12 protein-coding genes and 1 tRNA gene are annotated in these 13,328 nt (G+C 46.9%); 1 reads left to right on the top strand and 12 read right to left on the bottom strand.

What is annotated here, in order from left to right; genetic code table 11:
• Positions 1-49: 49 nt before the first annotated feature.
• From DFP83_RS05100 to DFP83_RS05070, 7 genes are all read right to left on the bottom strand, one after another.
• Positions 50-125 (bottom strand) — tRNA-Ile (locus tag DFP83_RS05100).
• A gap of 51 nt (positions 126-176) precedes the next feature.
• Positions 177-1,571: a sensor histidine kinase gene (locus DFP83_RS05095; protein ID WP_110573826.1), complete on the bottom strand. Its 1,395-nt coding sequence runs from the start codon at positions 1,569-1,571 to the stop codon at positions 177-179.
• A gap of 74 nt (positions 1,572-1,645) precedes the next feature.
• Positions 1,646-2,422 (bottom strand): amidohydrolase family protein, encoded by a 777-nt coding sequence (locus DFP83_RS05090; protein ID WP_110573824.1) that lies wholly within the window; start codon positions 2,420-2,422, stop codon positions 1,646-1,648.
• Positions 2,423-2,480: 58 nt separating this feature from the next.
• Entirely contained in the window at positions 2,481-4,316 is a 1,836-nt protein-coding gene (rpoD, locus tag DFP83_RS05085) for an RNA polymerase sigma factor RpoD (RefSeq protein WP_110573821.1), read from the bottom strand.
• Positions 4,317-4,418: 102 nt separating this feature from the next.
• Positions 4,419-6,164, bottom strand: a complete 1,746-nt coding sequence (gene dnaG / locus DFP83_RS05080; RefSeq protein WP_110573819.1) for a DNA primase — start codon at positions 6,162-6,164, stop codon at positions 4,419-4,421.
• Positions 6,165-6,304: 140 nt separating this feature from the next.
• Positions 6,305-6,520 carry a 30S ribosomal protein S21 gene (gene rpsU, locus DFP83_RS05075; protein WP_006954239.1) on the bottom strand — a complete coding sequence of 72 codons (216 nt, stop codon included), beginning with the start codon at positions 6,518-6,520 and terminating at the stop codon, positions 6,305-6,307.
• 86 nt (positions 6,521-6,606) lie between these two features.
• A complete protein-coding gene (locus tag DFP83_RS05070) occupies positions 6,607-7,326 on the bottom strand; it encodes a PilZ domain-containing protein (RefSeq protein WP_157981527.1) in 720 nt (239 codons plus the stop codon).
• Positions 7,327-7,528: 202 nt separating this feature from the next.
• On the opposite strand from DFP83_RS05070, the gene DFP83_RS05065 reads away from it, so the two are divergent.
• Positions 7,529-8,944 (top strand): serine/threonine-protein kinase, encoded by a 1,416-nt coding sequence (locus DFP83_RS05065; protein ID WP_157981526.1) that lies wholly within the window; start codon positions 7,529-7,531, stop codon positions 8,942-8,944.
• Here DFP83_RS05065 and tgt read toward each other — a convergent pair.
• From tgt to DFP83_RS05040, 5 genes are all read right to left on the bottom strand, one after another.
• Positions 8,920-10,035 carry a tRNA guanosine(34) transglycosylase Tgt gene (gene tgt / locus DFP83_RS05060; protein WP_110574037.1) on the bottom strand — a complete coding sequence of 372 codons (1,116 nt, stop codon included), beginning with the start codon at positions 10,033-10,035 and terminating at the stop codon, positions 8,920-8,922. The genes DFP83_RS05065 and tgt overlap by 25 nt on opposite strands.
• A gap of 20 nt (positions 10,036-10,055) precedes the next feature.
• Positions 10,056-11,105, bottom strand: coding sequence for a tRNA preQ1(34) S-adenosylmethionine ribosyltransferase-isomerase QueA (queA, locus tag DFP83_RS05055; RefSeq protein WP_110573813.1), 1,050 nt, complete (start codon positions 11,103-11,105; stop codon positions 10,056-10,058).
• 99 nt (positions 11,106-11,204) lie between these two features.
• Positions 11,205-12,104: a hypothetical protein gene (locus DFP83_RS05050; RefSeq protein ID WP_110573811.1), complete on the bottom strand. Its 900-nt coding sequence runs from the start codon at positions 12,102-12,104 to the stop codon at positions 11,205-11,207.
• A complete protein-coding gene (locus DFP83_RS05045) occupies positions 12,101-12,727 on the bottom strand; it encodes a hypothetical protein (protein WP_110573809.1) in 627 nt (208 codons plus the stop codon). Before DFP83_RS05045 ends, DFP83_RS05050 begins: the two co-directional genes overlap by 4 nt.
• Positions 12,720-13,271: an RNA polymerase sigma factor gene (locus tag DFP83_RS05040; protein ID WP_110574035.1), complete on the bottom strand. Its 552-nt coding sequence runs from the start codon at positions 13,269-13,271 to the stop codon at positions 12,720-12,722. Before DFP83_RS05040 ends, DFP83_RS05045 begins: the two co-directional genes overlap by 8 nt.
• Positions 13,272-13,328 lie beyond the last annotated feature (57 nt).

The raw sequence follows: 13,328 nt of genomic DNA, 5'->3' as shown, positions 1-13,328 counted from the left end.
CACCAACCAATTTTGGTTAGTGGTAGTTAACATTGAAAGCCTTTAAATATGGTGGCCCCTCCCAGATTTGAACTGGGGACCAACCGATTATGAGTCGGGTGCTCTAACCACTGAGCTAAGGGGCCATTTAAGAAGTGAGGTGCTTAGAAAGCGGCGCAAATTATACGAACTTTTTGCTAGCTTGTCATGGGTATCTTTAAGATAAATCGAGAGATTTCGCCGTTTGATTGAAATTCAATCGACCCTTTTAAGCTGCTAACAAGATCTTTTACCAAGCGTAAGCCATCACCGTATTGTTCAGGTCTAACGTCGTCAAATCTAAATAAGTTCTGCTCTACACTGCGTTTCACAGTTGGGTTCTCATCAACAAGCTCTAGCGTCATGTGGCCATCATTTTTGGCTGCCCGAATAAAAATCTCACCTTCCTGCGGCCCAAATCTCAATGAGTGAAGAATTAGAATATCCAGCGTAAAGCGCAGCAACAATGGATTGGTCACTAACGAGAGTTCACCATCGCATACAGCTGCGATTGTTTGTCTATCATTGGCATGACGCTGCTGATGAAAATCCGCGAGTGAGCGCGTCCAACGATTCATATTCAGTTCGGTAACAGGACCCTGATTTTTATGTCGCACATCAATTTGCGCCAATGCTTGGCAAAGGTACTCCGCAGCATCTATTTCACGTTGAAGTTTCTCAAACTGATGACTTGATGTGTCGGTGACAATCGCTGTGACATCGCGCTGTAACTGTTCAATGCGTCCTCTAAGCTCTTCTGCAAACGCTAGGGCGGCTCTTCCAACTACCGAGAGTTCGTTAATTTGCCCGAGTTTGGCTTCTAAGGAGTTGATGGCACGCTCAGCGTTATAACGCTTTTGTCGTGCTTGATACAGTAACAGTAAAAATGGCTGAACGTCGTTAATCGCTGTCGTCGTTGGCACGGGTGCGGTTTCGTCGTTTAACTCTTCGGTGAGTTTCTCACGCTCAGTTAGCCAATTTTTTTCAAAGTTGCGATTGCTGACTAGAATCAGAGTCCCTATCACTGCCTTTACGCCAAAAATAGCAAATAACAACCAAACTAAGGTGTTTGGGAGCAGAGAGGTACGTTTCATTAGCCAGGCTGATAAGCCACGATGCGTGTTTATCGGGCAGGCGACGGTAATCACCGCAGAATCTACTGATTGCCTAACAGACGTGAGTACGTTTGATTCATCGACTGCTTGTCGTGATAATGAGCTAAGTAAAGCCATCTCTGATTGGGGCACATCGGTTTTTATGCTTGAACCTAAATAAGTCGGGAATGCATAACCAAAAAACTCATTAGCGACATGCCAATAGCCACCTTCAACACCTTGCATTTTCGCGGTTTCGCGATACATAACCTGTTGCAGGAGGTCAGGATTATTAACTTGATAATGCGGTTCAGTACCAGAAGGGTACAGCTGAGCAACCTCGGTGACGACCATTTCACAGCGCGCGGCTAGACCCTCGGTAGACCGACTGATCAGTTGCTTTGGGGAATACCAAAATGTCAGACCTATACCGAAGATAGCGATGGCGATGATAATCATCGCCATCCATCGGTTTTGGTTACTTATTGAGGAGAGCGAATACACGCGCCACCTTACCTAAATATTAAAACAGCTTAGGCTAGTTTATAGAAGTCTTTGGCGTTTTGGTAGAATACTTTATCAATCGCTTCAGAATCATCTAATGCTTCGACGATACTATCAATATCACTCGGTTCAAAGCTACGGTTACTGCGCGTACCGGGCAAGTCTGTTCCGAACATTAGACAGTCTGGGTTAGTCTTATAAAGCGTTTTAATAGCTTCTGGAATATTGACTTCTGTGCGCCCAAAGCCACTGGCTTTGATATTAACGCCGCCTTCGGCCAAACGGCGAATTTGCGATAGGCCAGACTTTGCCATACCCAAGTGATCGACGCTCAATTTAGGCAACTTCAACAACGTGGGCACCATGTCATCAAGTTCACGGCTATCGACATATATCTCTAAATGCCATCCCGCTAAATCCCAAATACGACGACCAAATTCTACGATGCCCTCGATATCACGATGAACGCCGCGTTTTAAATTCACCCGGACACCGCGTATCCGATGCTCGTTTAGCTGCTGGATTTTCTCATCACTGACACTCCCCGGTAACTGGGTAATGCCAACAAAATTATCACCCAGGTTTCCGAGCGCCGCTTTTAAATAGCGTTGCTCGAATCCCTGAAAGGAACCTGAAACAATGACACCGCCTTCGATAGGCATACCCGCAACAAGACGGTTGTAGTCGTCAATGTAAAAAGGCTTTGGGATGTGACCTTGGTTTTCAATTAACGGAAACGCCTCATCATAAATATGAAGATGCGTGTCAATCATCCGTTTTGGCCAATGTTCACGATTAATTCCCATACTGCCTCCTTTCTTAGTAACAGAGTCACTCAAATCGAGCCTGAGTGATTACATACGGTTACTCATCCAAAAACGATTTAAGTTGCTCTGAACGGCTTGGATGACGCAACTTACGCAGTGCCTTTGCTTCGATCTGACGAATACGCTCACGTGTCACATCAAACTGCTTACCCACTTCTTCCAATGTATGGTCGGTATTCATATCGATACCGAAGCGCATACGTAATACTTTCGCTTCACGCGCGGTCAAACCACCAAGAACTTCGCGTACCGAGTTACGTAAGCTTTCTGACGTCGCCGAGTCAATCGGCAAATCAAGCGTATTATCCTCAATGAAATCACCTAAGTGCGAATCTTCATCGTCACCAATCGGCGTCTCCATTGAAATAGGCTCTTTCGCGATCTTAAGTACCTTACGGATTTTATCCTCTGGCATCGCCATACGCTCAGCCAGCTCTTCAGGTAATGGCTCACGTCCCATCTCTTGCAACATCTGACGTGAAATACGGTTAAGCTTGTTAATCGTCTCGATCATGTGCACTGGGATACGAATGGTGCGTGCTTGGTCAGCAATTGATCGCGTAATCGCCTGACGGATCCACCACGTTGCATAGGTCGAGAATTTATAACCGCGACGATACTCAAACTTATCGACGGCTTTCATCAAACCGATGTTACCTTCCTGAATCAAATCCAAGAATTGTAAACCGCGGTTAGTGTATTTCTTCGCAATCGAGATAACCAAACGTAAGTTCGCTTCGACCATTTCTTTTTTGGCACGACGTGCTTTGGCCTCGCCGATCGACATGCGACGGTTGATGTCTTTCACCTTAGCAATGGTGAGACCCGTTTCCTTCTCGATTTCATTTAGTTTGGTTACACAGCGCTCGATTTCAACCCGCGCCTCTTTCAGCGTTGCTGCGTAGTCTACGCCGGCAGAAATTTGCTCATCAACCCATGCCAAACTGTTTTCGTTACCCGCGAATGCCTTCATAAAAGCACGTTTAGGCATACCCGCTTGCTCAACAGCGGCCTTCATTACCAAACGCTCTTGTACACGTACACGCTGCATCATCGCGCGCATGTCCTGTACTAAACGGTCAAACTGCTTAGGTACTAAACGGAACTGCTTAAATAAATCACTGAGTTTGTCGATTTCAACACGCGCACTCGGGTGCTCGCGGCCAAATTTAGTTATTGCCTGCCGAGTCGATTCATACTGTTCGCGTAGCTCAGTGAACTTCTGACGAGCAAACTCGGGATCGATACCGCTATCGTTCTCATCATCATCTTCGTCATCATCTTCATCGTCGTCTTCGTCCTCCAGCTCATCGTCAGAGAGCTCAGAGCCTACGTGCGTGGCACTCACAGGCGCTTCATCAACTTCGTCTGGATCGATGAATCCAACAATGATCTCGGTAAGGCGCAATTCTTCGGCTTCGTATGAATCCCATTGCTCTAGCAAGAAGTTAATTGCTTCGGGGTACTCAGCAACAGAACATTGAACTTGGTTGATGCCTTCCTCAATGCGCTTCGCGATATCGATCTCGCCCTCACGCGTTAACAGTTCAACGGTACCCATCTCACGCATGTACATGCGCACAGGGTCGGTGGTACGGCCTATTTCGCCATCCACAGTAGCAAGTGCTTGTGCAGCTTCTTCCGCTGCGTCCTCGTCCGCCGCACTTTCGGACATCATCAAATCATCTGCATCAGGCGCACTCTCAAAGACACGGATACCCATGTCATTAATCATGCGAATGATGTCTTCTATTTGATCGGAATCAACGATTTCCTGCGGTAAGTGGTCGTTCACTTCCGCAAACGTAAGAAAACCTTGCTCTTTGCCTTTTGCAATGAGAACTTTTAACTGTGATTGCCGATTCTGCTGCATACAGAGATTCCACCTGTCACTTTCTACGAGAGTACCCAAAATGACCTTAAACTATAGCATAATGGCTAATTTTAAGCTACCAAAACGCTGATTATAGCCAAGTCAATTACGTGTTCTTAAATGCTTTACTAGCATCAAATATTCTTGCTTTTCCGCTTTATTCAAGGGCGTTTGCTGTCCCTTTTTGAGAAGTTCATCGGCTCTTTGTTCAACATATTGATCAATCAAATAAACAAAGATGTCTTTGAACTCCTGTTCCATATTATGTTCGTCGAGACCATGCTGCCAAACGGCGAGCTTTTCTAACGCCTTCTGATACGATGTATCGCGCCAATGCTCCAACACTTGAGCCGTAGTCATGTCACGCTCGTTACATTGTTGATGCAGCGCCATAAATAAATCCATGCCAGGCAACTTAAGTTCACCCAACTCAGCTTTCACCGGCACCACTTTCGCGAGTTGCGGATACTGAACGATCAACGCAACGGCACGACGCAACGGCGTCATTTTAATCGCTTCGGGCTTTGCCTTGCGCTGTTTTGGCGTGTCAACATAGCGTTCCAGTTGTGAGGTTTCCCGTCTTAACAACTGCGCCAATTTTTGCATCAACGACTCACGATAAAAGTCACTGGCAATCCGCTCAATGCGTGGCTTAGCCTCACTTAATAACGCCGAACGTCCCGATTCGGTGTTCACATCGACGTCTTCAGCCAAGTGCTCGAAAAAGTAATCAACGAAAGACTTAGCTTCTTTCAAATAACGCTCAAACCCTTCCTTGCCACTACTCTGCACCACGGAATCAGGGTCTTCACCTTCTGGTAAAAACAAGAAACTTAAATCGATGCCATCTTTAAGCAACGGTAGCGCGTTTTCTAAGGCTCGCCACGCGGCATCTCGACCCGCGCGGTCACCGTCGTAACAACACACCACCCTATTTGATGTACGGAACAAACGCTGCAATTGTTCAGTGGTCGTTGCGGTTCCCAGTGATGCAACGGCATAGTCGATCCCCGCTTGGGCCAAAGCGACAACGTCCATGTATCCTTCGACAATACAAATTTGCTCAGGGCGACGCAGCCGTTGTTGCATATTCCAAAAGCCATAGAGCTCTTGGCCTTTATGAAACAAGCGAGTCTCGGGTGAGTTCAGGTATTTAGGGCCGTCGCTATCGATTACGCGTCCACCAAACCCCACCACGCGACCGCGACGATCGTGGATAGGAAACATCACGCGATCGCGAAAGAAATCAAACTTTCTTCCCTGATCATTCACATTGACCAATTTCAGATCGATCAGTTGTTGTCTAGCTTTTGATTGCTGTCCAAGCGCATTAAGCAAACCATCCCAAGCATCGGGGGCGTAACCAATTTGGAAACGTTTGACGATGTCGCCAGATAAACCGCGTTGTTTTAAGTAACTAATTACTTTATCTGAGTGGGCATGGTGTTTTAGCTGATGCTGAAAAAAACGCGTACATTGCGCCATTAAATCAGTATCGTTTTTTAGTTGTGCTTGCTGCTGATGTTGTTTTTGTGGGTCATGTCCCTCTTCTCGAGGCACCTGCACACCGAGACTTGCGGCGAGCTCTTCAATGGCATCTGGGAAACTTAAACCATCAAACTCCATGATGAAGTCAATCGCATTACCGTGCACACCACAGCCAAAACAGTGATAAAACTGTTTATCGGCACTGACGGTAAATGAAGGCGTTTTCTCGTTATGAAAAGGACAGCAAGCCTGATGGTTCTTACCTGCTTTTTTCAAAGGTACACGGCTATCCACTACTTCGACGATATCAGCTCGTTCAAGTAGGTCGTGGATGAAACTTTTAGGAATGAGTCCTGCCATGCCCTCAACTTATCTTTTATCTTCGTCTACAAACACGAAAGCCGCGTCTCATGAGACACGGCTTTCAACACGTAACTTAACGAATTAAGTCTAAGTGCAAGCTGCGAAAAGTGAATATCGCTGTCTGCTACTCGTGTATCTTAGTACAAACGAGTGCGACGCGCGTTTTCGCGAGCCAATTTCTTGGCATGACGCTTAACTGCTGCAGCTTTTTTGCGCTTACGTTCTGCTGTTGGTTTTTCATAATGTTCGCGACGACGAACTTCAGACAGAACACCTGCTTTTTCACAAGAGCGCTTAAAGCGACGCAGTGCTACGTCAAACGGCTCGTTTTCTTTCACTTTAACGACTGGCATTAAAACATCACCTCGGAAAAAATTATCTACGTTGTTTAAAAAATAACCGCAAGGGTTTAATTGGTGGTGAATTGTACCGAGCCAAACTACGCTTGTAAAGTGTTATTCGAATATGATTCAGAGGAATGATCATTTTTGATCAAGCGATCGATCACATCTCGTCGTGCCGTAAGGTAATGAACAATGTCCTCACACTCTTGTGAATTCAGCGCGCACTTTATTCCAATGTGCCACACATTGGGTCGCTGCTCCTTAAACATGCGCACTCTTCCATCTAATTCAAACTTGGTATCTTCATCTTGCCTAAGGTGCAGCTTTACTTGGCGCTCAAGCAGCTCATCTGTAATACTTGGTACCTGTTGATGCGTTTCAAAGCCAAACCCACCGAGCCCCATGTCAACGATTTTCCCCAGAATAAACGGGAACATATGTTCGACTTGCAGTTGAGCTGGGTGATCGATTAACACACGAGGAGAGTGACGTAACGGTCTCACAACACCCTGCTCTGGGTAACTTACGAATAGTAGCTTTTCCGGAAAGTGGCTCGCGTGAATCAACCGAACTCGGGCTGCGATCATTTCGCCCTCATCAGATACCATTTTCAGCCGCAAACTTTCGCTCTCTTTTACAGCAGGTAATACCTGTTCCCATCGCGCTTGATGACCCAAGCCGAGTATGAGGTACTGTGGGTACTGCTGCCCAAGTAAAGTGACTGAAAATGCGAAAGGCTCACCGGCTAACGTGCCAGTGATTTCAACTGTCTGCTTAAAACTGGGTACAATTCGATGGCTTATTGTATCTAACATGTTTTTTTTCGTTTTTATTGTTATTTGCCAAGCATAGCTAAAAGTGTGCATTTGTTAAGCAAAACATCTATTTAATTTTTATGACGTCAATTAACGCCAATCAGGTATAACACACGTCAAGTAACGGTCTCTGATTGCTCGGCTTATATTTCTATCTGTACACTCAAAATAGGTAACCCCAAATAGATTAAGGATTTTTGATTTGGACGAAGCCTCGACCAATAACAAAAATGGACTACAATTTCCGTACCCTATTTCGGAGCGTTTTCGTTGCCGAGATTTTTTGGGTAGCGGCGGAAGTGGTGTCGTTTTTAAAGCTTGGGACGAGCTGCTCCAGCGCATGGTAGCGATCAAGTTCATCAAAAACCCAACCTTTATCTCTCGCCAACGGTTGGTCGCAGAAGCGCGAGCGCTTGCAAAATTAAACCACCCTTCACTTTGTGGCGTTTACGACGTGGGTGAGCCTTCAGAGGATCACTCGTCACTTTATATGGTGATGGAGCTCATTGAAGGACCTCGAGTGACCGAGCTGGCCGGACAGCTCAGTATTAGTGATGCAGTAAAACTTGTGCTGCAGTTGGCCGAAGGTGTGAGTCATATGCACAACGAAGGACTCATCCACAACGACATTAACCCGACCAATGTCATCGTAAAGTATAATTCGAGCGACGAGTCTATCCCAACACTGATTGACCTGAGTATCGCTGGCCGAGCCTCATCGAATCGCCATAAAGGCTTCGGCGTGAGCCCGTTATTTTCAGCGCCCGAGCAACGAGGTAATGAGATCGAGCAAGGTCGTTCGAAAGCCGTCGACATTTATGGCCTCGGGGCACTGCTATTTTTCTTGGTGACTGGTCAAGCCCCTTCGGATGAGCCTAAACGCCAGTTAAAACAATATGTGGACCGTTGCCCCCGTCGGTTGCGGCGAATTATTTTAAACTGCTTACACCGCGATCCAAATGACCGCACGAGTAGCGCTCAGTTATTAGTCCAACAGCTAACAGATTATCGCTTCCGCCGCTTCCCATGGTTGCTGCCTGCGGCTATCACACTGCTTATCTCAGCGCTGGTTACCACTATTGCAATTGGCATTATTCATTATCACTTTGCCGATAACGCATCATCTCAGGCAGAGGTAGAAATCGAAGTAGTCAGTAAAATTGAGGAAGCGCTTGCACACAGCCACTTTGCTCGCGAACTTATTAAGAACAATCAATTAGAGCGTGCTAAACAGCAAGCCATTACGGCGATTAACTACTTTAAAAGCTCGTTTCAAGAACAGCAGCACAGTACGTCTATCGCTGCCGAAATGACCGAGTTATTAGTTGCTATCAAACCGTTGTTGAGTCGCACAGAAATGATGGGGTTATTGCTCGAAACGACCACGTATTTAGAGAGCGAGGCACCAGAAGAACGTACGGCTAAATACCACCTTGCCTTAGCAAAGCTATACCATCAACTGACGCTGTTACATCAAGAGAAATCAGCTCAGACCGAGTTGTGGGAAAAAGAGGCATTGCGAGCGGCGACTAATGCTCTCGCAATGAGGCCCGACTCATCAGAAGTGCGGGCCTTTGTAAACCAGCTATACGATCAATCTAACTCAGGGACTGACTGACCACGTGCCGCGTAGAACGAGGCGACATAATCATCGAATGTACCCGCATCGAGCGCATCACGCATATCTTGCATAACTCGTTGGTAGAAGTGCAGGTTATGAATAGTGTTCAAGCGTGCACCCAACATCTCGTTAGTGCGGTCTAAATGATGCAAATAGGCACGCGAATAGTTCTTACAGGTATAACAGTCACATTGCTCATCAAGCGGAGATGTATCATTGCGATGCACAGCGTTACGGATCTTGATGACCCCGTTTGAAACAAACAGATGTCCATTACGAGCGTTCCGTGTAGGCATGACACAGTCAAACATATCTATGCCGCGACGTACTGCTTCAACCAAATCCTCTGGCTTACCAACACCCATCAAGTAGCGTGGCTTTTGCTCAGGCATCTGTGGTGCAGTGTGCTCAAGAATGCGCATCATATCTTCTTTCGGCTCTCCCACCGAAAGACCACCGACAGCATAACCATCAAAACCAATATCGGTCAGACCTTTAAGTGAGATGTCGCGTAACTCCTCGTACATCCCACCTTGAATGATACCGAATAGCGCGGCATCGTTGCCCTCGTGCGCGTCTTTCGAACGCTGTGCCCAACGTAGAGACAACTCCATCGACTTACGTGCCTCCGCCTGTGTCGCTGGGTAAGGCGTACACTCATCAAAAATCATAACGATATCAGAACCCAGCTCACGCTGAACTTGCATCGACTTCTCTGGCGTTAATAGAATTTTTTCACCATTGATGGGTGAGCGGAAAGTAACACCTTCCTCATCAATCTTACGCAGTTCGCCCAAGCTGAATACTTGGAAGCCACCTGAATCTGTCAGGATAGGCTTATCCCAATTCATGAAGTCATGCAGATCACCATGCTGCTGAATAACCGATGTACCTGGACGCAACATCAAATGAAAGGTATTTCCCAGACAAATTTGCGCACCTGTGGCCTCAACTTCTTCGGGCGTCATACCCTTTATCGTGCCTAATGTACCCACAGGCATAAATGCAGGCGTCTCAACCGTGCCGCGCTCAAATACCATGCGACCGCGTCGAGCGCGTCCATACGTTTTATCTAATTCAAATTTCATCATTACTACAGTCTCAATTCTTATCGTAAAATTAGCATCGAATCGCCATAACTAAAAAAGCGATACTTTTGCTCGATCGCTTGTTGATAGGCGTTCATAATCAATTCTTTACCTGCAAATGCTGATACCAGCATGATCAAAGTCGATTCAGGTAAGTGAAAATTCGTCACTAAACCATCAATCACTTTAAATTCGTAACCTGGATAAATAAAAATATCCGTGTCATCAAAAAATGGGGCAATTAACTCATCGGTGGCTTGTGCCGCTGATTCGAGCGAACGCACTGAAGTGGTGCCCACGGCAATCACACGCTTGCCGGCTTGCTTTGCCTGCTTTATTTGCTCGCACACTTTAGCATCGACTTTCGCATATTCGCTATGCATGACGTGTTCTTCGATTGAGTCTACGCGCACCGGTTGAAAGGTACCTGCCCCGACATGCAACGTGACGTACCCAAACTCAACGCCTTTATCCTTGAGCTGCTGTAAAATAGCATCATCAAAGTGTAACCCTGCGGTCGGAGCCGCAACGGCGCCAGGCTCACGGTTGTATACCGTTTGATAGCGTTCTTTATCAGAATCTTCATCAGGACGATCAATATAAGGCGGTAATGGCATATGCCCATAGGCTTCAAGCAGCTCTAACACGGTTTCATCATGATTAAACTCGAGTTCGAATAACGCATCGTGGCGTTCCAGCATGGTTGCCTTAACCGCCCCTTCAAGCAAAAACTCAGCCCCTGGCTTGGGCGCACGATTGGCACGTACGTGCGCCAAAACACGGTGATCATCTAGCATGCGCTCGACGAGCACTTCCACCTTACCACCCGAGGTTTTCTCTCCGAGCAGGCGTGCAGGGATAACTCGCGTGTCGTTAAATACCAGGAGGTCGCCGGGCTCTAACTGCTCAACGATATCGACAAATTGGCCGTGTTCAATACGGTTATGCTCAGCAAAAATCCGCAGCATACGACTCGCTGTGCGCTGCTGTTGAGGATATCGAGCAATGAGTTCGTCGGGTAAGTCAAAGCTAAAATCACTGACCTTTAACCCGTCTGACGCGTATGACATGTTGAATAAAATCCGCTGTTTCTCTTTAGTGCGCGAATTTTACTCGAAACGAGGCAGCCTGTCACGGCTGCCGCTTAGGAGAAGACTATAAGAACCGCATTAGAACTTATATTTTTGTGCTTGCTTCAATAATTCCGCAGGCTGACTATCGCAGCGACCGATAGCTGACTTATCGAACACATAAACATTATCTAAACGTTTATCTCGGTTGATTGATGCATCGCGAATAACTAAGCTCACTTGTTCATCGTCTGGCAACGACTTTAAGGTGATACCGTAATCACACAACACACTTGAGAATACGCTTTCGATCGCTTCAATACTTTTCTCTTGAGTTAGCAAACGTTCTTTGCGTACTTCCTCTTGCTTCGCTTGTAACGCTTGTTTCATCTCGGCCAACTTGGCATCCAGTGTCGCTTGTTTTTCCTTCAGCTCGGCTAGCTTTGCTTCCGTTTCTTTCTCGCGCTCATCCAACGCGCTATCTGAAACATCCTGCTCCTGCATGTCTCGCTGGAACTCAATATCCCGAATCTCACGATTTAAATCGCGTGCTTCCCATGCTAATTCGCGCTTTTGTTCGACCAGTTCAAACCACTCGTCTGAGTATTCGCCACTAAATTGGCTGAGTACTCGATGCGCAGTCCGCAATCCCTCTTCAACCACTCTATCGAGTTTTAGGTCTTGGGCAAATCCGCTCATCTCTGGCATTTCTGGTGGCATCGGTGGCTCTGGGACATCGGGCGAGACAATGCGCCAGGGCATGCGTGCAGAGCGAATGAAGAACACCACCCCCTGGCCCTCTAAATAAGTAAACTCAACCTCTTCTAAGCGAGCGTGTTCTTTTCCGGCTTGCTGTTTAGCCGCGGTTGTCAGAATGTCCTTAAAAATCTCTATTTGGTTTTTTAACCCTTGGTGTGCAGCCTCGTCCGCAACAGCAGATGCGGTTGGTAACATAAGTGCGCTTGCAATACTGAGTGATAGTAACCAACGTTTCATCATTGATTCTCCTCTTTTAATAGAATCGGTTGCTGCGCAACTTGGCGCAGTTGTGCAGTGTAGAAGTTCAGATCCTCACTGCGCGTTTCATTGACATATTCAACGATTTGGCTCATGTCATCTTTTCGTTCAGCACGGTTCGTCGCCATAATATAGGTCGCTAATTGCGCCGTTGATGTCGATAACTGCTCTCTAAAATTCGCACGGAGCGCTTTTTCTTGCTTCGCCAGCGCGATGTTCTGTTGCTGCTCAAATACACTGAGGCGTTGATCGACGACCGCCGCCACCCGTGCATCAAACTCTGCCGTTAACTGCTGTTTCATGACGAACACTGAGACCACGGCAAGCGCTGCACATGAGCACGCAAAAGCAGCAAAGCTCCAAGGATTTGCCCAACGCGCCGCGTTAGCTTGAGGCCCGATGCTTTGTCGATCCCAGTTCGGTACATTGGTCGTCTGATAGTTATCTGCCTGTTCCTGCATCCAACGTACAGACTGCATCCGTTCATAAAGCGCAGGGGCGTGCTGTGCCAATTGTTCAGCCAATGCCTGTTCTTCAGAATTCGAGAGCTCGCCATTGAGCCAACGACTGAACGCCAATTCATAGTTTGTTTCGTGATTAGCCATTAACCACCTCCAGATCACGCTTTAACTTCTCGACACCACTGTATAGCCGCGATTTGATTGTATTTTCTGATTCATGCAACTGCTCTGCGATAGCCCGAGTGGTAAGATGTTGAAAGAATTTCAATTCGACCACCATACGTTGGGGTAACGGCAGCTGCCGAATAGCAGTCACCAGCGCGCTTTGTTGTTGTGTATCGCTCAGTCTCACCTCAGGCTGCCCAAATGTGGACTCATCCAGCAACATTGCGTCGGCGCCCTCGTCAGCCGTTTCAGTTCGTCGACGTCGATAAAACTCGACGCAACGCCGATGTGCGATCGTCATTAGCCAGGGCTTGAATTTATCATCTTGATTCCAGTCCTTTAGGCTGCGAAACACGCTACTAAATGTGTCTTGCAAGAGGTCGAGCGCGTCATCGTGACTCGGTAGCATGCGCACGCCGTAGTGATAAACGAGCTTTTCGTATCGTTTCACTAACTCAACCCACGCGGCTTGACTCCCCTTGAGCGCTTGACTGGCGAGTTTTTTATCGCTTTTTTTAAACACTCGGATATCCATCACCTTTTGTTTAGTAACTCAGTCGATAGTGGCTGGAAAAAAGTT

Source organism: Idiomarina fontislapidosi (genome assembly GCF_003226255.1).
In the GTDB taxonomy this organism is placed as follows: Bacteria; Pseudomonadota; Gammaproteobacteria; order Enterobacterales; family Alteromonadaceae; genus Idiomarina; species Idiomarina fontislapidosi.
This window is presented reverse-complemented; position numbering and strand designations above follow the sequence as displayed.

Coding starts and splice junctions, on each gene's coding strand:
- DFP83_RS05095 (WP_110573826.1), bottom strand. CDS start 1,571: ATGATTATCATCGCCATCGCTATCTTCGGTATAGGTCTGACATTTTGG.
- DFP83_RS05090 (WP_110573824.1), bottom strand. CDS start 2,422: ATGGGAATTAATCGTGAACATTGGCCAAAACGGATGATTGACACGCAT.
- rpoD (WP_110573821.1), bottom strand. CDS start 4,316: ATGCAGCAGAATCGGCAATCACAGTTAAAAGTTCTCATTGCAAAAGGC.
- dnaG (WP_110573819.1), bottom strand. CDS start 6,164: ATGGCAGGACTCATTCCTAAAAGTTTCATCCACGACCTACTTGAACGA.
- rpsU (WP_006954239.1), bottom strand. CDS start 6,520: ATGCCAGTCGTTAAAGTGAAAGAAAACGAGCCGTTTGACGTAGCACTG.
- DFP83_RS05070 (WP_157981527.1), bottom strand. CDS start 7,326: ATGTTAGATACAATAAGCCATCGAATTGTACCCAGTTTTAAGCAGACA.
- tgt (WP_110574037.1), bottom strand. CDS start 10,035: ATGAAATTTGAATTAGATAAAACGTATGGACGCGCTCGACGCGGTCGC.
- queA (WP_110573813.1), bottom strand. CDS start 11,105: ATGTCATACGCGTCAGACGGGTTAAAGGTCAGTGATTTTAGCTTTGAC.
- DFP83_RS05050 (WP_110573811.1), bottom strand. CDS start 12,104: ATGATGAAACGTTGGTTACTATCACTCAGTATTGCAAGCGCACTTATG.
- DFP83_RS05045 (WP_110573809.1), bottom strand. CDS start 12,727: ATGGCTAATCACGAAACAAACTATGAATTGGCGTTCAGTCGTTGGCTC.